16 protein-coding genes are annotated in these 22,362 nt (G+C 64.5%); 4 read left to right on the top strand and 12 right to left on the bottom strand.

The annotated features are described in order from the left end of the window. The coding region (locus KGZ40_08725) for a hypothetical protein (GenBank protein MBS3957588.1) at positions 1–1,836 on the top strand (1,836 nt) is incomplete at its 5' end. Positions 1,837–1,894: 58 nt separating this feature from the next. Here KGZ40_08725 and KGZ40_08720 read toward each other — a convergent pair. From KGZ40_08720 to KGZ40_08690, 7 genes are all read right to left on the bottom strand, one after another. After that, entirely contained in the window at positions 1,895–3,124 is a 1,230-nt protein-coding gene (locus tag KGZ40_08720; protein ID MBS3957587.1) for a DEAD/DEAH box helicase, read from the bottom strand. A 218-nt stretch (positions 3,125–3,342) separates the two neighbouring features. Beyond that, positions 3,343–4,692, bottom strand: a complete 1,350-nt coding sequence (locus tag KGZ40_08715; protein ID MBS3957586.1) for a citrate/2-methylcitrate synthase — start codon at positions 4,690–4,692, stop codon at positions 3,343–3,345. Between the two features lie 236 nt (positions 4,693–4,928). Continuing rightward, positions 4,929–6,725, bottom strand: a complete 1,797-nt coding sequence (locus KGZ40_08710) for a hypothetical protein (GenBank protein ID MBS3957585.1) — start codon at positions 6,723–6,725, stop codon at positions 4,929–4,931. Between the two features lie 132 nt (positions 6,726–6,857). Beyond that, positions 6,858–8,612: an EAL domain-containing protein gene (locus tag KGZ40_08705; protein MBS3957584.1), complete on the bottom strand. Its 1,755-nt coding sequence runs from the start codon at positions 8,610–8,612 to the stop codon at positions 6,858–6,860. Between the two features lie 112 nt (positions 8,613–8,724). Continuing rightward, positions 8,725–9,897 (bottom strand): ABC transporter permease, encoded by a 1,173-nt coding sequence (locus tag KGZ40_08700; GenBank protein MBS3957583.1) that lies wholly within the window; start codon positions 9,895–9,897, stop codon positions 8,725–8,727. Then, complete coding sequence (locus tag KGZ40_08695; protein ID MBS3957582.1) at positions 9,894–11,120, bottom strand: ABC transporter permease; 1,227 nt, start codon at positions 11,118–11,120, stop codon at positions 9,894–9,896. Before KGZ40_08695 ends, KGZ40_08700 begins: the two co-directional genes overlap by 4 nt. Beyond that, positions 11,120–12,070, bottom strand: coding sequence for an ABC transporter ATP-binding protein (locus KGZ40_08690; GenBank protein MBS3957581.1), 951 nt, complete (start codon positions 12,068–12,070; stop codon positions 11,120–11,122). The genes KGZ40_08695 and KGZ40_08690 overlap by 1 nt, the downstream gene beginning before the upstream one ends. Positions 12,071–12,355: 285 nt before the next feature. On the opposite strand from KGZ40_08690, the gene KGZ40_08685 reads away from it, so the two are divergent. Continuing rightward, positions 12,356–12,781 carry a hypothetical protein gene (locus tag KGZ40_08685; protein ID MBS3957580.1) on the top strand — a complete coding sequence of 142 codons (426 nt, stop codon included), beginning with the start codon at positions 12,356–12,358 and terminating at the stop codon, positions 12,779–12,781. A 26-nt stretch (positions 12,782–12,807) separates the two neighbouring features. On the opposite strand, the gene KGZ40_08680 is transcribed toward KGZ40_08685, so the two are convergent. From KGZ40_08680 to KGZ40_08670, 3 genes are all read right to left on the bottom strand, one after another. Beyond that, a complete protein-coding gene (locus tag KGZ40_08680; protein MBS3957579.1) occupies positions 12,808–13,665 on the bottom strand; it encodes a radical SAM protein in 858 nt (285 codons plus the stop codon). Then, positions 13,665–16,076 carry a phosphoketolase family protein gene (locus tag KGZ40_08675; GenBank protein MBS3957578.1) on the bottom strand — a complete coding sequence of 804 codons (2,412 nt, stop codon included), beginning with the start codon at positions 16,074–16,076 and terminating at the stop codon, positions 13,665–13,667. Before KGZ40_08675 ends, KGZ40_08680 begins: the two co-directional genes overlap by 1 nt. A gap of 61 nt (positions 16,077–16,137) precedes the next feature. Then, complete coding sequence (locus KGZ40_08670) at positions 16,138–17,355, bottom strand: acetate kinase (protein ID MBS3957577.1); 1,218 nt, start codon at positions 17,353–17,355, stop codon at positions 16,138–16,140. A gap of 188 nt (positions 17,356–17,543) precedes the next feature. Between KGZ40_08670 and KGZ40_08665 the strand changes: the two genes are divergently transcribed. After that, positions 17,544–18,884 carry a ferredoxin reductase family protein gene (locus KGZ40_08665; protein MBS3957576.1) on the top strand — a complete coding sequence of 447 codons (1,341 nt, stop codon included), beginning with the start codon at positions 17,544–17,546 and terminating at the stop codon, positions 18,882–18,884. Positions 18,885–18,894: 10 nt separating this feature from the next. Further along, positions 18,895–19,497, top strand: coding sequence for a hypothetical protein (locus KGZ40_08660; GenBank protein ID MBS3957575.1), 603 nt, complete (start codon positions 18,895–18,897; stop codon positions 19,495–19,497). Positions 19,498–19,531: 34 nt separating this feature from the next. Here KGZ40_08660 and katG read toward each other — a convergent pair whose 3' ends face one another. Together katG and KGZ40_08650 are read right to left on the bottom strand one after the other, a co-directional pair. Continuing rightward, positions 19,532–21,727, bottom strand: coding sequence for a catalase/peroxidase HPI (gene katG / locus KGZ40_08655; GenBank protein ID MBS3957574.1), 2,196 nt, complete (start codon positions 21,725–21,727; stop codon positions 19,532–19,534). 109 nt (positions 21,728–21,836) lie between these two features. Further along, positions 21,837–22,337, bottom strand: coding sequence for a hypothetical protein (locus KGZ40_08650; protein MBS3957573.1), 501 nt, complete (start codon positions 22,335–22,337; stop codon positions 21,837–21,839). Positions 22,338–22,362: the final 25 nt, after the last annotated feature.

Here is a 22,362-nt window from a genome sequence, read left to right as displayed (position 1 = left end):
CCCGCCTCAGCCGAGACGGGCCGAGCGTTACCGTCCGGCTTCACCGTCCACGATGACGAGACGGTCTACGTCGTCGCCGATGCGAGTGGGGTGCCGCGCGAAACGGTCGTGATCGACTGGTTGCGCGTCGATGGCGACGGAACGGTGGAGGTTTTCGATCCTGGCACCGTCACGTCACCGGAAGCGCTCGAAGACTCGCTCGAGCCGCGCGTGTCCACAGACGGCGTCACCTGGACCCTCGACGTCAACAGCCGCCGTGACTTCTTCTACCGCGCAACGACCCAAGAGCAACTCCCCATCGAGATCGACGCCGTCTACTACCTCGATGGCCGACGCACAACACCAGGAGATCTTGCGGGCGCGAGCGGACGGGTCCGCATCGAGGTGACGGTCACCAACCGTCTTCGGGTGGAAGAAGAAGTCACCTACACCGGTGCCGACGGCCTCATCCGCTCAGGACAAGCCGAGTACTGGGTGCCAATGCTCGCGCCGGTCATGATCGAAGTTGACGGCACGCGCTTTACAGATATCGTCGCTGACGCGGAGATCGTAAGTGTCTCCGGCTCCACGGTGAGCCACACATTCATGGCGTTCCCGCAGCCCGAAACCACCGTGGTGATCGAGATGACCGGTGATGACATCGAAATCGAACCGATAGTCGTATCCGTGTTCCCGAAGATGGCAGGTTCACCCGATTTCTCGGTGACCGATCAACTTGCCGAGTTGCGTGACGGACTCGGCGGCCTCAAGCAGCTGTCGGAAGGACATCACCACATCCTCGGTGGTATGGCAGATGGGATCGATCCCGCCCAGTATGCCGGAATCGGAGACGCGGCGGCTGGTTTCGAACGGCTCGCCGCGGGATCGCGCGATCTTGGCGCCGGCGTTTCCGGACTCGCCAACCTGCTCGACGCACAGATCGCGTACCTCAACTCTGTCATCGCTCAACTGCGCGGACACGACCACCGGCCTATAGCCGAGATTCCCGCCGCGATTAAGGCGCTCGGCGGTGATGTCCGGGAGACGAAGGCGGACGTGGACGGCATGGTAGAACTCCTCGACGGGCAAATCGCGTACCTAGACGCCATCGCCGCATCGAACGCCGGACTTGAGACAAGCGCGTGGGCGCTCGCCGACGCGTCCGCAGACACAACCCACACCGCGGCGGCGGTCGAGATAGCAACCGGGCTATCCGCACAGTCGCAGATGCTCACCGCGTTGCGCGACGGCGACGACGCGATGGGCATGCCGCTTGGCCTGACTGGAACCCGTAGCGCGCTCACTGAGCTTTCCTCAAGCCTCACCCGGATCGCTGACTCGCTCGACGCGCTCGCTGCGGGCACCGCTCCGCTTATCGCGTTGCCGGGTCAGTTCAACTCACTTGCGGTCGCGCTTGAGACTCTGCGCGATGGAGGCCCCGTGCCCGGTGGGCAGCGCATGCCCGGCCTGACGGCAAGCCGCGACGGCCTGGCAGACGCAGCGCGCGGTCTCGAGGGCGTAAGCTCCGGGATAGTGCTGGCAGCGGACGCGCTTGAGCCGCTCGAAGAGCTGCCCGGAATGCTCGGCCAGCTCCGCGACGCACTCCTCGCGGTGCGTGACGGAGGCACGCTTGCGGGCGCCAAGGTCCCTGGCGTCTCGACCACCACGCTTGCGCTGAGCGAAATCTCCACCAAACTCGGAGAAGGGATCGACGAGTCGAACCTTGGGGAGGTGGTCGTCTCACGGATGGAAGAAGCGGCGGAGGCGTACGACACGTTCCTCGGCAAGCCGGACGGCGCGACAGGCGACGTGCGCTTCATCTTCAAGCTCGATGGGATCGCGGCTGACGGGGAGTAAGCCCGCACGATAGGTACGTCTGGACTGCGCGGCTGATTCTGAGCCGGTCTCGCCGAGACTACCGGCCGCCGCGCCTCCCCGCACGTCCCTTGCCGCCCCGGCGACCGCTGCGGCCACTGTGCGCCACGGCGCGGGCCTCATGCCTGCGCGGATCGGGAAGCGTTCGCTCCTTGTACTCGAATCCCGCAAGATCCTCACACGCAAGCACGGTATCGAGGTGCCGCTCGATCGCGAGCAACGTGTCATGTTCCTCGGCGGCAAGGAAGCTCACAGCCAAACCGCTCGCCCCCGCGCGCGCGGTACGGCCGATGCGGTGAATGTAGTCTTCCGTGGTGTTGGGCATGTCGTAATTGATGACCCGGCCGATGCCATCGATATCGATGCCGCGGGAGACGACATCCGTTGCGACGAGCACCTTCGAGCGCCCCGAACGGAACGCCTCGAGGGCGCGTTCGCGCTGCCCCTGCGAGCGGTCACCGTGAATCGCCTCGCTCATGATTCCACGGCGGATCAGTTGTCTGCTCAGACGGTCAGCCCGGTGCTTCGTGCGGGTGAAGACGAGCGTGCGTGTGCGATCGCGCTCAGCGGCGAGCAATTCAACGAGCAGATCGGTCTTCTGCGTCCCGCACACGGGATACACCGATTGCCCGATCCGCTCGACCGGGGTGCTCGGCGGAGCCACCTCGACGCGTACCGGGTCGGTAAGCACCGAATCGACAACCTTGACTACCTCGGCGGCCATCGTCGCGCTAAAGAGCAGGTTCTGACGGCGCGCCGGAAGCAGTGCGAGGATGCGCCGTACATCGGGCCAGAATCCCATGTCGAGCATGCGATCCGCCTCATCGAGAACCACGATCTCGACGCCAGACAGATCGACAGCTCTGCGAGAGTGCAAGTCGAGCAACCGGCCTGGGCACGCGATGACGACGTCGACTCCTCGACGCAACGTAGATACCTGGGCCTGGATCCCCACACCGCCAAATACGACCGCCGTCCGGTGCCCTGTCGTGCGTGCAACCGTACGTGTCACGTCCGCGATCTGAGAAGCGAGCTCACGGGTAGGTGTTACCACGAGCGCGCGCACGCCTCGCTTCACGGGCGTGCGCTGCAACATCGGCAGCACGAAAGCGGCGGTCTTTCCGGTCCCTGTTTGAGCGACGCCGACTACATCACGCCCGGCAAGAACGTGCGGAATCGCCTGGGACTGAATGGGCGTGGGCACCGTGTACCCCATGCGAGTCACGGCGGCAAGAAGGCGCGGCTCTAAGCCGAGCGGTTCGAACGACATATTGGTTGTCTCCTTCGGGCGTGCCTGCCCAATCCGGGCGGCACCGCGTTGCAGACGCAGTTGATCCGAAGGCGATCGCGCAGGTTAGCGCATCGAGGACAACCGGGTCTTAGGTACTAAGCCTGCGGAGTGTAGCACGCCGCGTAGCGGAATGCACGCCGGCCTCCTCGCGCGCCGTCCACCCCGCACGCCACGACCGCCGAGAAACCCAGCGACCGCTACCGCTGCTCGAGCGGGATGTACTCCCGCCTTGGACCGACCGCCTTGTATGCGGGCCGGATGATCTTGCCGCCGGTGGCGATCTCCTCGATACGATGCGCGCACCACCCCGCAACACGGGAGATCGCGAAGAGTGGGGTGAAGAGCTCCTTGGGTATCCCAAGCATCTCGCAGACGAAGCCGGAGTAGAAATCGACGTTGGCGCTCACGCCCTTCTGCATCGTCCTGACCTTCGCGATGACCTCGGGCGCGAGACGCTCGATCCGCTCGTAGAAGCGGAACTCCATCTCTCGGCCCTTCTCGACGGCGAGCATCTCGGCGTAACGCTTCAGGATGAGGGCGCGCGGGTCCGATATCGAGTAGACGGGGTGCCCCATCCCGTAGATGAGCCCAGAGCGATCGAACTCCTGCTTGTCGAGAATCCGGTCGAGATAGGCGGCGATCTCGTCCTCGTCTTCCCAGTCACGAACACGCTCCTCGGCGTCTGCGAGCATCTCCAGCGCCTTGATGTTCGCACCTCCGTGACGCGGTCCTTTCAGCGAACCGAGCGCGGCAGCGATGACTGAGTACGTGTCGGTCATTGTCGACGTGACCACGTGCGTCGTGAACGTTGAGTTGTTTCCGCCCCCGTGCTCGGCGTGCACAACAAGCGAAAGATCGAGCAGCGTCGCCTCAAGCTGGGTGTACTTTGAGTCAGAGCGGAGCATGTGCAAGAAGTTCTCAGCGGTTGAAAGCTCGCGCACCGGCCGGTGGATGACAAGACTCTTGCCGAGGGAATCATCGAGATGCGCCTGATAGGCATAGACGGACAGCATCGGAAGCTTGGCGATCAGATGGAGACTCTGTCGCAAGACATTCGCGATGGAAGTATCGTCCGCTCGATCGTCGAGCGTGTATAGCGACAGCACCGTACGCGCGAGCGCGTTCATGATGTCCCGGCTCGGCATGTCCAAGATGCCGTGGTGCACAAACTGTCGCGGCAGTTTGCGGTACGAAGCGAGCACGTCCTCGAACTCGGCAAGCTCATCGGCGTTTGGCAATTCGCCAAAGAGAAGCAGGTACGCAGTCTCCTCGTACCCCCGACGGCCTGCCGAAGTGAAGCCTTCCACAATTTCGTTGATGTCGATGCCGCGGTAGATGAGTTCCCCAGGAGACGGATGGCTCGTGCCTGTGTCGGTGTAGTAGCCGATGACATCACCCACCTGCGTCAGACCGGCGACCACACCTCGACCGGACTCATCACGCAGACCCCGCTTGACGTCGTACTTCTCGAAGAGTTCCGGCGCGAATACGCTGTTCGCCTCTGCGAGCTTGCTCCACCGTGTGAGATTCACGTCGTTCTTGGGCATCGATTTTCCCCGTCGTGTCAGCGCGCGCGAATTGAGGACGTACCGAAGACCGTTGCCGAGCAGCCTGGGGTGAACCGGAGCGTTCGCGCCTGAGCACTGCGACGGCACTCTCACGATACGTAACGTCTCGTGGCCTTTCGGGACGATAGTATACCCGAGCCTTACTGATGACGCTTCAGCCCTGGGCGAAGAGTGCGATCTCCACACTCGTCAGCCAAGCAGGAACTACCCGCTCATTACAGCAGGCTGGGAAGCTCGAGCTTGAATACTGTGCCCTTACCAGGCTGGCTCGCCACCGTGATTCGCCCTCCGAGAAGCGCCGCGTTTTCCTGGGACAGGGCCAGCCCCAGGCCGGTGCCTTTTGCCTTAGCTTCACCGGATTGTTCAAGCTGCACGAAGGGCTCGAAGATGTGCTCGAGGTCTTCCGCCGAGATTCCCGGTCCGGTGTCTTCGACCTCGATCCAGATACCTCCGTACGGCCGACCTCCGAACCGTACCTCCACATGCCCTTCAGAAGTGAACTTGACGGCGTTTCCCACAAGGTTTAAGAGAATTTGCCTGAACTTCCCGAGATCCGTTGAGGCCTCGATAGGGATCGTTGGTCCGACATGCCGCAACTCGATGGCCTTCTGTTTGGCAATCGGAGCCATCATCTCGATGATCCCTGACACGGCATCATGAAGGCCGAATCGCTCAGGAGTCACATCGAATCCGCCAGCTTCGATTCTCGCAATATCGAGAACATCATCGATGAGCGCGAGTAGATGCCGCCCCGACGTGTGCACCATCTCAACCTGCTTCATCTGCTCCGGATTGAGAGGGCCCGCCAACTCCTGCTTGAGCACGCCGGAGAATCCGATGATCGCGTTGAGCGGCGTCCGTAGCTCGTGACTCATGCTGGCAAGGAATGCATTCTTGACCGAGTTCGCCTGCTCCAGTTCGCGGTTGAGATACTCAAGCGTCTCGGCCTTGGAATCAGCATGCTTGATAGTTGCCAATGCGATTTCATGCTTGTGCCTACTTGAGCGCCAGAGTAAGTGCATACCGAGCGAGACAGCTACCACCCACGCCGCCATGGAAGCCGCAACGGTGAGAAGGTGGTTCCTAACAGGTGCGTAGACCTCTGATCTATCGAGTTTCGCCTGTATGTACCAGGGTGTCCCAGCAACCGGAGCGAGTGCCGCCTCGACCTCGACGCCCCGATAGTCTCTGACAGAGAACGGTCTCCTGTCCCCGAAGTCATCACCTGTGACGCCTTCGCCGGATGCGACCTGAAGTAGAGGGCCGGTATCTTCCACCGTGCCAAACCGCCGTGGGCTGAGTATCGTGTATCCGGCATGTGCTGGCGAGACGAGCAGGATCTCCCCGCTCTGGTTGACCCCGGGCCACCTCTCCAGCTGCGTGAAGACCGTCTGTTCCATGTCGAGGTGGAACACACAGACCGCGATCACTTCCAAACCGTCAACGCCCGGTGCCGAAAGCGGCGCGGTGACGGCCAACTCAACCTCACCTTCGGGTGTCACCCGTACGTCACCCAGCTCGACCGCGCCCGGTGAACGGAGCGCCCGGCTCACGGCATCGGTATCGACGGCACGGGGTGTAGCCGTGTCAGGCACACCCATCCGTTGCGTCAGGTCGGAAGCGACAAGCTGAAGGTATGCGTAGTTGCGATGCTTGTGCTCGGCGAGAAGCCGCGAGCTCACCGCCATAGCATTGACAGCATCCCCAGGATCGTCGAAGAAGTCTCTCACGCGAAGGGCGTACCCGAAGTTCTCCGACATCAGGCGCGCGTCACTTATCCGGTCCGTGATTACTTTTTCAACCCGATTCGCAGCCAGCTCAGCAACGACCAGTATGGCTACACGCTGCTCGTTGATGTGGGCTTGACGGAATCGGTAGTGTGTAACGCTTCCCGCCACTACGGCGACAGCCAGAAGCGCCACCCACGCCACGATGAAGCCGCGCCGCCTCGGTGGCCGCAGGTCACCGCCGCTTCTGCGCGTTTCAGACTCACCCGCTGATGACTCCCGCACGGTCGGCCTGTTCCATCCGGGGCACCCTACGGCCTGGGACTCTCACGACCTTCCCATCCACGTGTCCATTCTGCCACGAAATGTCGCCGCGGTGGACGGAGCACGTGAATCGTCGGATTGAAACCGCCGCCCTCACACCGTACCCGTCGTGAACCCGTCACGGATGAGCGCAGCGACCTCATGCGGCGGAAGCGCACGACTGAATACGTGACCCTGGACACCGCCACTGCGCCCCCTCGCCGCCTCGCGCAGCTGCCTCTCGTCTTCGACACACTCGACGACGGTGTTGAGCGCAAGCCCGTCGGCAAGCGCAAGTATCGCCGAGGAGACCTTCGACCCCGCTTCAGCGTCGAGCTCCGAACCCTGACACCGGTGAATCTTCAGGGTATCAACCGGCACCCCGTGCACGTAGCCCCGGACCAAGTAGCCCTCACCGAATCCGCTAACCGCGAGCCTCACTCCTCGCTCACGCAGCGCTCCGAGGGTACGCCGGACCGTCTCGTTTGCCCGCACGATGTCCATCTCATTGAGCTCGAGCTCGAGGTAGCGAGCGTCCATGCCCGTCTCGGCAAGCGCGGCTTCAACCACGTCAACGAGCCCGGGCTGCAGCATTTGACGATAGGAGATGTTCACCGCGATGCGAACCGCCGGAAGTCCCGAATCGAGCCACTCACTATGTTGCCTACACGCCGTGCGAATCACCCACCGGCCGAGGGCGCCGCTCTGTCCGGACTCCTCTGCGAGTGCAACAAAACGGTCGGGCATGATCAAGCCGCGAACAGGATGATCCCACCTGATGAGCGCTTCAACGCACTCGACACGGCCATCAGAGAGAATGACTTGCGGCTGGTAGTAGAGGACGAGTTCGTCGCGATTGATCGCTCGAGCGATCTGGCCTTCGAGCTCGTAGCCGTCCAAAGGGCTCTCGGCCCGTTTGGGCACGTGGAGTGCGTATGCGTTTCGCGATCCGGACTTGACCGCGTACATCGCCCCGTCGGCACGCGCGAGCATCTCTTCGACCCCGATCTCCCGCGGGTCGTTGAGCGCGACACCTATCGACGCGGTCACCGATAATGCGGTTCCGTCCAGATCGAGCGGCTCCTTCAGGCCCGCGAGAATCTTCGACGCGACCTCCTCGGCGGTCGTCGCGTCTCTGATGCCGGGCATGAGCACCACGAACTCGTCACCCGATAGGCGTGCGACAGTGTCGGCCGTACGAACGAGATCGGACAGCCGCATGCCCACGAGCGACAGGAGACGATCTCCCGCCCGGTGTCCAAGCTGATCGTTCACCCGCTTGAGGTAGTCGATGTCGAGAAAGAGCAGAGCGACGTTCTCTCCTGTGCGGCGAGCGTTCGAAAGCGTCATCCGCGCCCGGTCCATGAACATCCTGCGATTGGGAAGCCCGGTGAGAGTGTCGCGGAACGCGAGTGATTCGATCTCGGCCTGGGCGCGCTTACGCTCGCTGATGTCCCGGATGATGCTGATGATGATCTGTACGCCCGCTACCTCGGCGATCCGGGCGTGCACCTCGATGGGAATCGCGCTTCCGTCCCGTGTGACGTCCTCAGACTCAAATACCATCGACCCCTCGCGCAGCAACGTCTCGACGCGCTCAGCCACCCGCTCACTCTCCTTGACGCTCACAACATCGCCAAGGCGCATGCCGATGAACTCCTCGCACGTGTAGCCACGTTGCATGCACGCGGCTTCATTGGCGTAGACGATGCATCCGTCGAGGGTGTGGCAGATGATCGCGTCGCTGACGAGATCGAGAAGCAGTGAGCGCAACTCCGGTTCGCTCACGACGAAATCGTGCGCGCAACTGCCTGGGCCGGTGGATTGCCCGGCATCGGCAGGAAGCGCGCCGCCATCCTTAGGGGGCATGCAGCGTCCTTCCCCGCATCAAGACATGCACTGGAGCTCAGTATCTGTATCGGCGTGACGTTAAGGAGTCTTTATGCACACAAATTCCCGGGCGGGTAGCGTCGCCCGCTCTTCACAAACGCGTGATCGCGACACGTAGCCGCCACGCGCCGAGCGCGAAGACGACGAGCGCGAACGCGGCCAGGACCCCGAGCTCCGGCACGATATCAGCGGTCGTCCCGCCACCGAGGATGAGCTCCTCGAACGCGCGGATGCCCCATGCGTGCGGCGTGACGTGCGCGACGCGGTAGAGGGCGGGCGAGAGAGTCTCCATCACCATGAGCGGCACCATTGCCCCGCCAAGAGCGCCGAGCCCTATTCCGAGCACCACACCGACGCCGCCGGCCTGCTCAACACTGTTCAACACCGAGCCAATGAGCATCGCGACGCCCGACGCCCCTAGCGAGAAAAGGAACAGAACCGCGGCGGCGCCGAACGGATCGCCCCACTCCACTCCAAACATCAGCGCCGTGCCGGCCATGATGAAGCCCCCTTGCACCAGGGCGACCGCCAACCGGCCGAGAGCTTCCCCAGCAATCACGGTACGCGCCGATGTTGGAGTCGCAAGCATCCGGGCCGACACCCCGATCCGGCGTGACTCGATGAGCGCTGTCGATCCCGTCATGGACGTGAGGAACACGAAAAGCAGGAGCTGCGAGTACGCTCCCAGCTGAAACTGACCGATCTGCTCGAACGGAGAGATCTCACCTAGAACCTCGGTGTTCACGCCGATCGCAGCTTTCTCGGCTACCACCTGGCGTGCCGTCGCAATCGCGTCGGCGTGCCCGACGCCGGAGCGGGCAACCGCGAACGCGGCCGCCCGCAGCAGCGCTCCCTGTTCGACGATCACCGGCTCGATAGTGCTGCGCAACGCCATCGCCGATGCGTCCGGACGGGCGACGTACTCGATCGCCACCTCCTCGCCGACGGCGAGGCGCGAGTCGTAGCCGGCGGGGATCAACACGGCGGCCTGCACCACACCGCGCTCCACCGCGAGTACGATCTCGTCGCGATCCTCGTACTCGATGACCTCAACCCCATCGAGCGCGGCGATGCCGCCGACAATCTCCCGGCTAAGCGCCCCTTCTCCTTCCGCAAGCACGCCTACCTTCGCGTCGAAGCCGCTGCCAAAAGCGGTACCGAGCACGAGGATGATCATCATGGGCAACATGAAGACGAAGAAGATGTTCGAGCGGTCACGCAGCAAACGGGTGACCGCCATGCGTGCGATAACGAGCGCCTTCACCGCTCCACCGCCTTTCTCATGAACGGCCACGCGACCCCGCCGGTGACAAGCCCAAAGAGCAGGAGCGCGGCCACCGGCTCGTATACCGCTGACACGTCCCCGGCGGCGAGGTCGTTCAGTCCCCGCAAAAACCATGCGTGCGGCGTTACGAGACTCAAGGCCTGCAGCACGCCCCCCGTCTGCGCCACCGAGAAGAACGTCCCGCCGAGAAACGCGAGCGTGAGAGAGATGATGGCCTGGAAGTTCTCGGCTTGCGCTTGCGTCTTGGCGGTCGCCGCGACCACGCCGAGTATCCCCATCGCCGCAAAGACGACCGCAAAGACGAGCATCGCGACGCCCACCGGATCGCCCCACTTAGCGCCGAGCAGCAGCGACGTCGCGACCACCAGCACCGTCATGCTCACAATACCGAGCCCGAAGGACGTCAGGGCCTTGCCGAGGATGATCTGCCGACGGTCGATGGGTGCGGCGAGAAGACGATCCATCGTGCCTACCCGACGCTCTTCGAGCAGACCGCTCACTCCAAAAGCGACGGTGAAGAAGAGAAAGAACACCGACATGCCAGCGGCCATGTGCGTCGTTTGCGAAAGCTGACGCGTGGCCGCGGTAACGTCGTCTAGTGACACCGGGGGCGGGGTGTTGGCGACCTCCTCGGCCAGGCGTCCGGCGTTCTCGGCCGTGTGAAGCTGCCCGTCTGATGGATCGGCATGCTCAAGCACGGTGCGCACGGCGACTTCGACGGCACCGACCTCCGTTGAGAATCCGTGCGCGATGGAGTATGCGACCTGACTGGCGAGGTGCGAGGTTGCACTGCCGATGACGGTGATCTCGCCGCCCTTACCGGAGGCGATACCCTCCGAGAATCCTGCCGGGATCACGAACGCGGCACTTGCCGTCTCACCTTCCTCGCCTGAGAACTCAGCAGAGGCGCGCTCGACACGCGTGCGGGCTTCTGCTGCCGAGCCGACCTCGACGATTGTCGCGATGCCGTCTTCTTCAAGCGCGGCGAGCACCTCGATGAACGCCTCGGCGATAGGACCCTCATCCTCGTTGACGAGCGCGTAGGTCGCGTGGAAGCGGGCGGAGTCGATCGGCCCAAACACGAAACTGAAGATAACGGAAAGGCCGAGCGGCGCGAGTATGCCGTAGATGAACACCGACTTGTCGCGCATCTTCCGCGTGAGGTCTTTCCTTGCGATGAGCAGCGCGGTTCTCATCGTCATCAGTCCCTGAGCGCACGGCCGGTGAGGTGCAGGAAGACCGCCTCCAGATCGGGCTGATCGACATCAACGCTGGTGACCGCAACGCCAGCCGCGGCAAGCGTTCCGAGCAGCCGCGGCAGAGCGTCAGCCGCGTTCTCAACGATGAGTTCCAGGCCGTGATCTGCGACATCGGCCTCGCGAACGGCGGGTATCCCGGCAAGCGAGCGCGCCGCCGAGTCGAGATCGCCTGTCGCGATAAGCCTCACGCGGTCGTGCTCTCCCACAAGGCGCACAAGCTCAGTGCGGGTTCCCTCGGCCACTATGGCCCCGTGGTCGATGATGCCCACGCGATCGCAAAGACGCTCGGCCTCCTCCATGTAGTGGGTTGTATAAAGGACCGCCATTCCCTCCTCGCCAAGACGCTCGACACTCGCCAGAATCGCGTTGCGGCTCTGCGGGTCCACGCCCACGGTGGGCTCGTCGAGCACGAGGAGTCTGGGGCTGTGCAAGAGGCCGATGCCGATGTTGAGGCGCCGCTTCATCCCGCCCGAGTACTCACCAGCCTTGTCGCCGGCGCGATCAGCCAGACCGATGATCTCGAGGACCTCGACGATGCGGGCGGCAAGCTCGCCCCGGGAAAGCCCGTACAGACGCCCGAAAAACGCAAGGTTCTCGCGGGCGGTCAGATCAGGATAGATCGCGAGATCTTGCGGCACGTACCCGATCGCACGCTTGGCGGCCACACTGCGCGGCGTGAAGGGCTCACCAAGCAGTCTCACATCGCCCGCGTCGCGCTCGAGCAGTCCACAGATCATCGCGATACTCGTCGTCTTGCCAGCCCCGTTGGGTCCGAGCAATCCGTACGTCTCGCCAGCGGCGATCTCGAAGCTCACGCCGTCTACCGCGACAAGCTCGCCGAAACGTTTCCGCAATCCCGAACACGACAGCACGGAAATCGGCCCTTCGAACATGGTGGATCCCCTTCTCGCAGCCGGACGATCCCGCATGATGATACCCCGCCGACATGCAGCCCGCTCCATCGACTCGGCACCCCGCTCGAAGGGCGGATTGGCGCCTTCTGTGTCGGCAGAACGCGCCGATGTATCGACTGCACGAGCGTGCCGAGGTGACGGCGGAGAGTTAAGCGAATCCCCCTCTTGACCGTGCGCTGCGCTGGTCCCTACTCCCCCGCGAACCGACGCGCTGTGGCCCACGTCAAAGCGGGTAGGAACTCCAACGACGAAGGGAGGCGCACCATGTTCACACGGATACTCGCACTCGTGCTAGCCCTATCGCTCGCGCTCGTGTTAGTCGGGTGCGCAGCGGCAGACCGTTCGTCCGATGTTCAGAACGGGGCTGTCGATACGCCCGGAACAGAACTCCGGCTTGCGCCCGGCCTCTACGATCTGGAAGGTGGCACCGTGCAGGCGATCGGTACGCTCACATGGGTCGATCTCGAAGGCGGTTTCTGGGCGGTTGTCGACACGACCGGTGCCGAGGACACGAACGTTGCTGTCATCGCCAACGCCGATGAGGTCGCCAATGTTCTCGCCCCCTTGGAGGGCCGTCAGGTCAGCGTCGTAGGCGAGCGGTTCGAAGGGATGTCGATCCGTATGGCCGGGCCTGAGGTCATCGCAGAGACGATCGAGGAGATCGACGACACAACCGGCGCTGCCGAGTAGGGATGCGCGGCGCGAACCCGCAGGTCTCACCGCGCGAACCGGTGCAACCCCGCCGCTCGCGCCGCAGCGACCGCATCGGCGTACTCCTCGGCGGTGATGCGCCGTCTGAGCTCCGGATGCTCGCCCGCCCGGTGGCACGGCCGATACTGGTCCATGACGTTCACGTACGTGTCGCGCGATATCTCCTCGGCAAGGAACGCCATCACCTCCGGGGTGCCGGCGAGCCCCGCGGGCAGCGCGAGGTGACGTACGAGGAGCCCTCGGCGGGCGATGCCGCGCTCGTCGAGTGTGAGGTCGCCGACCTGCCGGTGCATCTCGCGCAGCGCGGCGAACGCGCGCTCGGGGTAGTCGGCGGCACCGGAGAGACGTGCGGCTGTGGCGGGATCGGCGTACTTGAGATCGGGCATGTAGACGTCGACCACACCGTCGAGCAGCGCGAGGGTCGCGAGCGACTCGTAGCCGCCGGTGTTCCACACGAGGGGCAGGTCGAGACCGCGGGAGGCCGCGACATCGAGCGCCTCGAGGATCTGCGGCGCGAAGTGCGTGGGGCTCACGAGGTTGACGTTCTCGCACCCGGCCCGCTGCACGCCGAGGAAGATGTCCGCAAGCTCGCTCGCGGTCACGTCTTCCCCGTGCCCGAGCTGCGAGATGTCGTAGTTCTGGCAGAAGACGCAGTGCAGGTTGCACCACGCGAAGAACACCGTGCCCGACCCGCCCCTGCCCACGAGCGGCCCCTCCTCGCCGAAGTGCGGTCCGGCGCTCGACACGCACGCGAGCGCGCCCGCCCGGCACACGCCGCGCTCGCCAGCCGTGCGGTCGACCGCGCACTCGTGGGGGCACGCGCGGCACTCCCGGAGCCCGGCGAGGGCCTCGGCCGCCCGCATCAGTACGGCCAGCGCCAGTCGCGGATCTCCGGCATGTCCTCGCCGTACGTCGTGATGTACTCGCGGTGCTCGAACAGCTTGTCGCGCACGAACTGCCCGGCGTAAGCGACCATGTGGTGCAGCTGCGGCACGCGCATGACCGCGTCGTAGAACAGGTGGAACCGGTCGAGATCGTTCAAGACGACCATGTCGAAGGGCGTGGTCGTGGTCCCCTCCTCTTTGAACCCGCGCACGTGCAGGTTGCGATGGTTGGTGCGCCGGTACGCGAGACGATGGATGAGCCATGGGTAACCGTGGAACGCGAACACGATCGGCTTGTCGACTGTGAAGATCGCGTCGAACTCACGGTCGGTGAGGCCGTGCGGGTGTTCCTCGGCAGGCTGGAGCTTCATGAGGTTGACGACGTTGACGACGCGGACCTTCAGGTCGGGGAAGTGCTGACGCAGCAGGTCGACCGCAGCGAGCGTCTCGACCGTGGGCACGTCGCCGGCGCACGCCATCACGATGTCCGGCTCGCTGCCCTTGTCGTTGCTCGCCCACTCCCAGATGCCCAGACCGCTCGCGCAGTGCCGGGCGGCCTCGTCGATGCCGAGGAACTGCGGGGAGGGCTGCTTGCCGGCGACGACGACGTTGACGTAGTCCTTGCTGCGCAGGCAGTGGTCGGCCACGGACAGGAGCGTGTTGGCGTCCGGCGGCAGGTAGACGCGCACCACGTCGCCCTTCTTGTTGACGACGTTGTCGATGAACCCGGGGTCTTGGTGGGTGAACCCGTTGTGGTCCTGGCGCCACACGTGCGACGACAGCAAGATGTTGCACGAGGCGATGGGCGCGCGCCACTCGACCTCGTTCTTGGCGACTTTGAGCCACTTGGCGTGCTGGTTGAACATCGAGTCGATGATATGGGCGAACGCCTCGTACGTGCTGATGAGCCCGTGACGACCGGTCAGCAGGTAGCCCTCGAGCCACCCCAGACACGTGTGCTCGCTCAAGATCTCCATCACCCGCCCGTCAGGCGCGAGCTCGCCGCCATCGGCGTCTGCGGGCAGGTACTCGGCGAGCCACGTCTTTTTGCTCACCTCGTAGACGGCGTCGAGGCGGTTCGAGGCGGTCTCGTCAGGGCCGAAGAGCCGGAAGTTGCGCATGTTGGCGGCCATGATGTCGCGCAGGAAGGTGCCGAGCACCCGCGTGGCCTCGGCGAACTCGTGGCCGGGCTCGTCGACCGTGACCGCGTAGTCGCGGTAGTCGGGCATGCGGAGGTCGTGGCGCAGCAACCCGCCGTTGGTATGCGGGTTGTCCCCCATCCGCCGTTTGCCCTGGGGTACGAAGCGCAGTATCTCCGGCCGAGGAGCCCCATCCTCGTCGAACAGCTCCTCGGGCCGATAGCTGCGCAGCCACTCCTCGAGCATCGCGAGGCGGTCGGGCCGGTGCGCGACGTCGGCGAGCGGGACCTGGTGCGAACGCCAGTTGCCCTCAACCTTCTTCCCGTCGACCTCGGCCGGGCCGGTCCACCCCTTAGGCGAGCGGAGCACGATCATCGGCCAGGTGGGGCGCGTCATGCAGCCGGTCGCGCGGCACTCCTCCTGGAGGGCGCGTATCTCGGCGATGACCGTATCGAGCGTGGCGGCCATCGCCTGGTGCATCGCCTCGGGCTCGCTCCCCTCCACGAAGTACGGCTTCCATCCGTTGCCGACGAAGTACGCCTCGAGCTCGGCGTGGGGGATGCGCGCGAGCACGGTAGGGTTGGCGATCTTGTAGCCGTTGAGGTGGAGGATGGGCAGCACGGCGCCGTCGGTCACCGGGTTCAAGAACTTGTTCGAGTGCCACGCGGCGGCGAGCGGCCCCGTCTCGGCCTCGCCATCGCCGATGACGCACGCCACGATGAGGTCGGGGTTATCGAACGCCGCGCCGAACGCGTGCGAGAGCGCGTAGCCCAGTTCGCCCCCCTCGTGGATCGAACCGGGCGTCTCGGGAGCGGCGTGACTCGGCACGCCACCCGGGAAGGAGAACTGCTTGAAGAGCTTCTGCATCCCCTCTTCGTCACGGGTCACGTCGGGATAGTACTTGCTGTAGGAGCCTTCGAGCCACGTGTTGGCGCAGTTGGCCGGCCCGCCGTGCCCCGGGCCCGTGATGAAGATCATGTCGAGGTCGTCGCGGGTGATGACGCGATTGAGGTGCGCGTAGCAGAAGTTGAGCCCCGGCGTGGTCCCCCAGTGCCCGAGCAAGCGCGGCTTGATGTGGTGCATGCCGAGCGGCTCGCGCAGCAGCGGGTCGTCGAGCAGGTAGATCTGCCCCACCGAAAGGTAGTTGGCGGCCCTCCAGTAGGCATGCATCGCGGCAAGGTCCTCGGCGGGAAGGGGTGCCGACTGCTGCGTCCCGGCCGGCTCGACCGTGCCAGTGGCTCTGTCTTCCATGACTGCTCACTCCTCGTGACTGGGTGTCCCGTGTCCCGACGTGTTCGGGCACTCGACGCGGCTACGGACTCGACGCGTTCACGCACTCGACCGTGCGCCGTGCTATCTCCAGCTCCTCGTCGGTGGGGATGACCAGCACCGCCACGCGCGACGCGTCGCTGCTGATGCGCCGCTCACCCCCGACCTTCGCGCGATTGCGCGCCTCGTCGATCTCGATGCCGAGCACGTCAAGACCGCCACACACACGGGAGCGCACCTCGGCGTCGTTCTCGCCAATACCGGCGGTGAACACGATCGCATCGGCCCCGCCGAGAGCTGCGACGTACGCGCCCACATACTTCTTGACGCGGTAGCAGAACATCTCGAGCGCGAGCGCGGCATCCGCGTCGCCCTCCTCGGCCAGCCGGTGGACCTCGCGCATGTCGCCTGCCCCGCACACGCCGAGAAGACCGCTCTCGTTGTTGAGCAGGCGGTGGACGTCCTCGCGCGAGCGCCCGGTGAGGCGCGCGAGAAGCATCGGCACCGCCGGGTCGACGTCGCCGCACCGGGTTCCCATCATGAGGCCTTCGAGCGGCGTCATCCCCATCGACGTGTCGACGCTCTCGCCGCCGCGTATGGCCGTGGCCGAGGCGCCTGCCCCGAGGTGCAGCGTGATGAGCGCGAGCTCTTCGAGCGGCCTGCCGAGGAACGCCGCCGCCCGCTTCGCGACGTACGCGTGCGACGTGCCGTGGAATCCGTACCGGCGGATGCCGTGCTCGCGGCAGAGCTCGCGCGGGAGTGCGTAGACGCACGCATGCGCGGGCATCGTGCGGTGGAACGCGGTGTCGAACACGGCGACGTGGGGAACGTCGGGCAGGTGGATGCGGGCGGCCTCGATGCCCGCGAGGTTCGCGCCGGTGTGCAGCGGGGCGAGGAGCGCGAGCCGCTCGATCGCGGCGATGGCGTCGCCGTCGAGCACGACCGGGTCGGCGAAGCGCTCGCCTCCATGGACGACACGGTGTCCCACAGCCTGGAGCGGTCCTGCGCCGGTCGCATCGGCAGCGCCGTCGAGCGCCTCCAGCACGCAGTCGAGGGCCTCGCTGTGATCGCTCGCGCGCACGTCCCGGCAGTCACGGTACGTTGCACCGTCCTCGGTACGCACCTCTTGCCACAGGGACGCTTCCGGCGACCCGATGCGCTCGACCTCGCCGTTGAGCATGGAGTGCTCGGCGTCGGCGCCCATTGCGAACAGCTCGTACTTGACCGACGAGCTTCCCGAGTTGATGACAAGCACGTTCAACAGGCACCCCTCCCGCGGCCGGATGAGCCGACTCACAGAGTTGGTACCCACTACTACGTAGCGAGCCCGCCGAGCTACCCGTCGGCTTCTACATGCCTACGGGTAGAGTCTCCATGAAGGTTACAGGTGATTGGTCCAGCAATTCTCGGGCGGACGCGACCAACGCATGGCAGAGGGGATGGGAGTTCATGCGGCTCATAGTCAGCGGCGTGTTTTGGTTCGGGCTCTATCTGGCCCTCATCCTCTTCCCGCTTATCGCCGGCGCTGTCCTCTTCGACGCCGAACAAGGGGCGGGGCCATTCGTCTACCTCTCTATCGCGACTGGCTACATCGCGCTCGCACTCATGGCGACCGAGCTTGCGCTTGTCTCGCGCTTCGGAGGTGTCGCCGGCGCCTTCGGACTTGACTCGCTTCTGCAGTTCCACCGGCAGATCGGCATCGCCGCCTTCGCACTCGCGGTGATCCACCCTCTCCTGCTCCTCGTGAACAGCGCCTACCCGCCGAGCGTCCTCATCCCGTCAGCTACATCACCGTGGCCTGTCATCGCCGGGATGGCCGCGCTCGCGTTGGCGATGCTCGTGGTGGGACTGTCCGTGTTCCGGCGGCAGATCCGCCTTTCCTACGAGGTATGGCAGGTCTCGCACGGACTGCTCTCCATAGCGCTCATCGGGTTTGCTGGAGCGCACGTCTTGGGCCTGGGACGGCTCGCCGCTCACCCGGCGATGCGTGTCCTTTGGACCGCGTATCTCATCACTTTTGTGCTCATGTTCTTGCGCTACCGACTCATCCGCCCGATCCAGCTGCTCAGACACCCCTGGGAGGTAGTCGAGAACCGGGCCGAGCACGGACGCTCCACGACGCTCGTCCTTCGCCCTATCGGACACGAGGGCTTCCTGTTCGAGCCCGGGCAGTTCGCGTGGCTGGGGTTCGGGCGCAACCCGTTCGTGCCCACCCAGCATCCCATCTCGTTCTCTTCAAACGGGGACGTGCCGAGCCACGACGGCACCATCGCCTTCACGATCAAACAGCTCGGCGACTGGTCTACCGATGTCGTCCCCACCATCGAACCGGGCACCCGGGCGTGGGTTGATGGTCCGCACGGCGTATTCACCATCGACCGCGAAGAAGGCGCCGGGTTCGTCCTTATCGGCGGCGGGGTGGGCATTACGCCTCTCTACGCGATGATTCAAGCGCTCGAGACGCGCGGTGACGTGAGGCCTGTCTACCTCTTTCACGCCGCGAACGACTACGACGACCTCACCTTCCGAGAGGAGCTTGCCGAGATGGCGGACCGGATGGAGAACTTCACGCTCGTGAACGTGGTGCTCAGCGCCGATGAAGGATGGACCGGGGAGCGCGGCTTCGTCACCGCCGAGATACTCTGCCGTCACCTGCCCCCCAACCTGTACCGGCGCTTTCAGTACTTCATCTGCGGACCCACCCCGCTCATGGATGCGATGGAAAAGGTGTTGCCCCAGATCGGCGTTCCGGGACATCGCGTCCACACCGAACGCTTCGACATGGTGTAGGTGATCTGTCGTGAACCACCGTATCGTCTCCACGGCCGTGCTGCTACTCATCGGGCTGTTCGCGAGCGCGTCTGTGCTCTTCGCTCTGGCGGCTGCGGCACTCACCCCCAGCGAAGTAGGCACGGCCCCCGTGCCGAGAAATCCGCACGCGGGTCTCGAGCGCACGGAACCCTGCCTCGAGTGTCATGCTGTCGCCCTCGGCACTATCCCGGTCACACACCGCAACTACGCTGTCCCCACGTGCGGCTCGTGCCACCGTCAGGCACCCCGTGTCCTCGTGCCGCACTCAGTCGCGATGGGTGACGAACGGTGCCTGCACTGCCACGGCGATCCCGGGCGGGATCTCGGGATGCCCGCCGGGCATCTCGCTTTCGAGACGTACGAATGCCTGCTCTGCCACCCCGTCGACCCGCGCTCCGCGTCGCGCGAGCCCGCGCCGGCGGGACTTACGCGAGCTTACGCCGGACCGGTCCCTCATCCGCTCGACGGCTACTTCAGGGAGTGTCTCTTCTGTCACCAGTCCGGAGAGCGCAACTCACTCCCCGACAACCATCGGCGTTTCGAGGAAGACGGCTGCACCGAGTGTCATGAACCCACCGTTCCGTTGCAGTGAGGCGCGGGAAGCGGCTAGTGCGATCTGACGGAGCTCATGCAACGTCGAAGCGATCGAGGTTCATCACCTTGTCCCACGCGGCTACGAAGTCGTGTACGAACTTCTCAGCGGCGTCATCGCACGCGTAGACCTCGGCAAGGGCGCGAAGCTGGGAGTCCGAGCCAAAGATGAGGTCGACGCGGGTACCTATCCACTTGGGGGCGCCGGTCATCCGGTCAACGCCCTCAAACTCCTCGCCGAACTCCGAAACTGGCTTCCACACCGTGGCCATGTCAAGCAAGTTGACAAAGAAGTCGCTAGTGAGCACTCCGGGACGATCTGTGAACACGCCGTGCTGGGATTTTCCCGCATTGGCCCCGAGGACACGCAACCCGCCCACCAGAACCGTCATCTCGGGAGCGGTGAGTGTCAGCAGCTGCGCACGATCAAGCAGAAGCTCTTCCGCGGAAACGGAAAAAGTAGTCTTCAGGTAGTTGCGGAATCCGTCCGCGACCGGCTCAAGGACAGAAAATGAGCGCACGTCCGTCTGTTCTTGAGACGCGTCGGTGCGCCCGGGAGTGAACGGGACCGTCACGTCGTGACCGCCCGCCTTCGCGGCTTGCTCGACACCCGCGCACCCTGCGAGCACGATCAGGTCGGCGAGCGAAACCTTCTTGCCGTCGGCGTGGGCTGCGTTGAACTCGCGCTGAATCGCCTCGAGCGCGCTCACTACGTTTGCCAACCGTGCGGGATCGTTGACCTCCCAACCCTTCTGCGGCTCTAGCCGGATACGAGCGCCGTTCGCGCCGCCGCGCTTGTCCGACCCCCGAAACGTCGAAGCGGAAGCCCACGCGGTCGAGACAAGCTCCGAAACCGGCAGACCGGATGACAGGATCTTCTCCTTGAGGGCGGCGACATCGTGCTCGTCGATGAGCTCGTGTCCAACCGCTGGCAGTGGATCTTGCCAGATAAGGTCCTCTGCGGGCACCTCTGAGCCGAGGTAGCGCGAACGCGGTCCCATGTCACGATGGGTCAGTTTGAACCACGCACGGGCGAAGGCATCCGCGAATTCATCGGGGTTTTCGGCGAAGCGCCGGGCGATCGGCTCGTATACGGAATCAAAACGAAGCGACAGGTCGGCGGTGGTCATCATGGGGCGGTGCTTCTTTGACGGGTCGAACGCGTCTACAACCATGTCTTCTTCGGCAACGTCCGTCGCAACCCACTGGTACGCGCCTGCGGGACTCTTCACGAGCGCCCATTCGTACTTGAACAACACCTTGAGGTAGCCCATGTCCCACTTCACGGGATCGGGCTTCCACGCGCCTTCGATGCCGCTTGTTATCGTGTCGCCCGCCTTGCCGCTTCCAAAACTGCTCTTCCAGCCAAGTCCCTGTTCCTCGATTGGCGCCGCCTCTGGATCAGGCCCGACGTGCGAATCGGGAGCCGCGCCGTGCGCCTTGCCAAACGTGTGCCCACCGGCGATGAGCGCGACTGTCTCCTCGTCGTTCATGCCCATACGTCCGAAGGTCTCCCGGACGTCGCGCCCGGAAGCCACCGGATCCGGATTGCCATTAGGACCTTGCGGGTTCACGTAGATGAGGCCCATCTGCACCGCCGCGAGCGGAGTCTCGAGCTTGCGGTCACCGGAGTAGCGTTGATCGCCGAGCCACTCCCTCTCGGAACCCCAGTAGATGTCCTGCTCGGGCTCCCAAATGTCCTCTCGGCCCCCGCCAAAACCGAACGTCTTGAACCCCATCGACTCAAGCGCGCAGTTGCCAGCGAGTATCATGAGATCCGCCCACGAGATCGCGCGACCGTACTTCTGTTTGATGGGCCAGAGCAGACGGCGCGCCTTGTCGAGGTTCGCGTTGTCGGGCCAGCTGTTAAGTGGCGCGAAGCGCTGCGTCCCTGATCCGCCGCCGCCTCGGCCGTCGCCCGTGCGGTACGTGCCCGCGCTGTGCCACGCCATCCGGATGAACAACCCGCCGTAGTGGCCGTAATCCGCCGGCCACCACTCTTGCGAGTCGGTCATGAGCGCGTACAGATCGTTCTTGACGGCCCCTAAGTCGAGTGCGGCGAACGCCTCGGCGTAATCGAACTCCTCGCCCATCGGGTCACCCGCGGACGGGTTCTGGTGGAGGATTCCAAGGTCGAGGCTATTGGGCCACCACTCCTTGTTCGAGGTGCCGCGGGCACCCGGATGTCCGTGGCCAGCTCCTGCCGCAAGGCCTGTGTTGTGCTGACTCATTTCGCCCGCTCCTCCCAGCAACTCTTCGCAAACATTCCTTACCGCTATCATTCTTATATGATAATAGTTCCTACTACGTCAACTATCTTGGCGCCCCGCCCCCCCGCGATCACGGCCCCCCGCCCATGAGCACTAGGGCGATGTCCGCGCCTTCAGCACCTTCGGTGATACTCATCGTGGCGCTGAGCTGATCCTTCTCCGCCTGCAGCGTCGCCTCGTTACCGGCTCCCTGAGATGCCGCTACCTCAAGCGCAATCGTCCACCCGGCCGCTGGAAGCTCGGTCTTGTACCACTCAAAGGCGTCTGTGACGGTACCTGGCCTGGTCAGATTCACCCAAAATGCGCTCTCCCCTTGGCTCGAGGTGCCCGTCGAACTCGTGATGACCGCATCGCCTGGGATCGGAAAATCCGCTGGGAAACCATCCGGGAGTGTCGCGGAATCGCCTACCGCGACCTGCCCCTCCGGAGTCTCGATGGTGACGCCATCACCGCTGATTTCCACGTTGCCCCCGACCACCTCGCCCGCAATCCCCTCCGTTACCTCTTCCGCTACCTGTTCTTGAACAGCCGTGCAACCCGCTATCCCCACAGCGAGTATCGCCACCGCCATCAAGGTCACTGTCCTTCTCACAACA

The organism is Clostridiales bacterium, from assembly GCA_018333995.1.
Classification (GTDB): domain Bacteria; phylum Actinomycetota; class Coriobacteriia; order Anaerosomatales; family SLCP01; genus JAGXSG01.
Note: the sequence above shows the minus strand (reverse complement) of the source record. Positions and strands in the feature narration are given on the sequence as shown.

Bases quoted from the DNA above. Each gene is read 5' to 3' on its own strand.
- KGZ40_08720 (MBS3957587.1), bottom strand. From the start codon at position 3,124: ATGTCGTTCGAACCGCTCGGCTTAGAGCCGCGCCTTCTTGCCGCCGTG.
- KGZ40_08715 (MBS3957586.1), bottom strand. From the start codon at position 4,692: ATGCCCAAGAACGACGTGAATCTCACACGGTGGAGCAAGCTCGCAGAG.
- KGZ40_08705 (MBS3957584.1), bottom strand. From the start codon at position 8,612: ATGCCCCCTAAGGATGGCGGCGCGCTTCCTGCCGATGCCGGGCAATCC.
- KGZ40_08695 (MBS3957582.1), bottom strand. From the start codon at position 11,120: ATGACGATGAGAACCGCGCTGCTCATCGCAAGGAAAGACCTCACGCGG.
- KGZ40_08690 (MBS3957581.1), bottom strand. From the start codon at position 12,070: ATGTTCGAAGGGCCGATTTCCGTGCTGTCGTGTTCGGGATTGCGGAAA.
- KGZ40_08685 (MBS3957580.1), top strand. From the start codon at position 12,356: ATGTTCACACGGATACTCGCACTCGTGCTAGCCCTATCGCTCGCGCTC.
- KGZ40_08680 (MBS3957579.1), bottom strand. From the start codon at position 13,665: ATGCGGGCGGCCGAGGCCCTCGCCGGGCTCCGGGAGTGCCGCGCGTGC.
- KGZ40_08675 (MBS3957578.1), bottom strand. From the start codon at position 16,076: ATGGAAGACAGAGCCACTGGCACGGTCGAGCCGGCCGGGACGCAGCAG.
- KGZ40_08665 (MBS3957576.1), top strand. From the start codon at position 17,544: ATGCGGCTCATAGTCAGCGGCGTGTTTTGGTTCGGGCTCTATCTGGCC.
- katG (MBS3957574.1), bottom strand. From the start codon at position 21,727: ATGAGTCAGCACAACACAGGCCTTGCGGCAGGAGCTGGCCACGGACAT.
- KGZ40_08650 (MBS3957573.1), bottom strand. From the start codon at position 22,337: ATGGCGGTGGCGATACTCGCTGTGGGGATAGCGGGTTGCACGGCTGTT.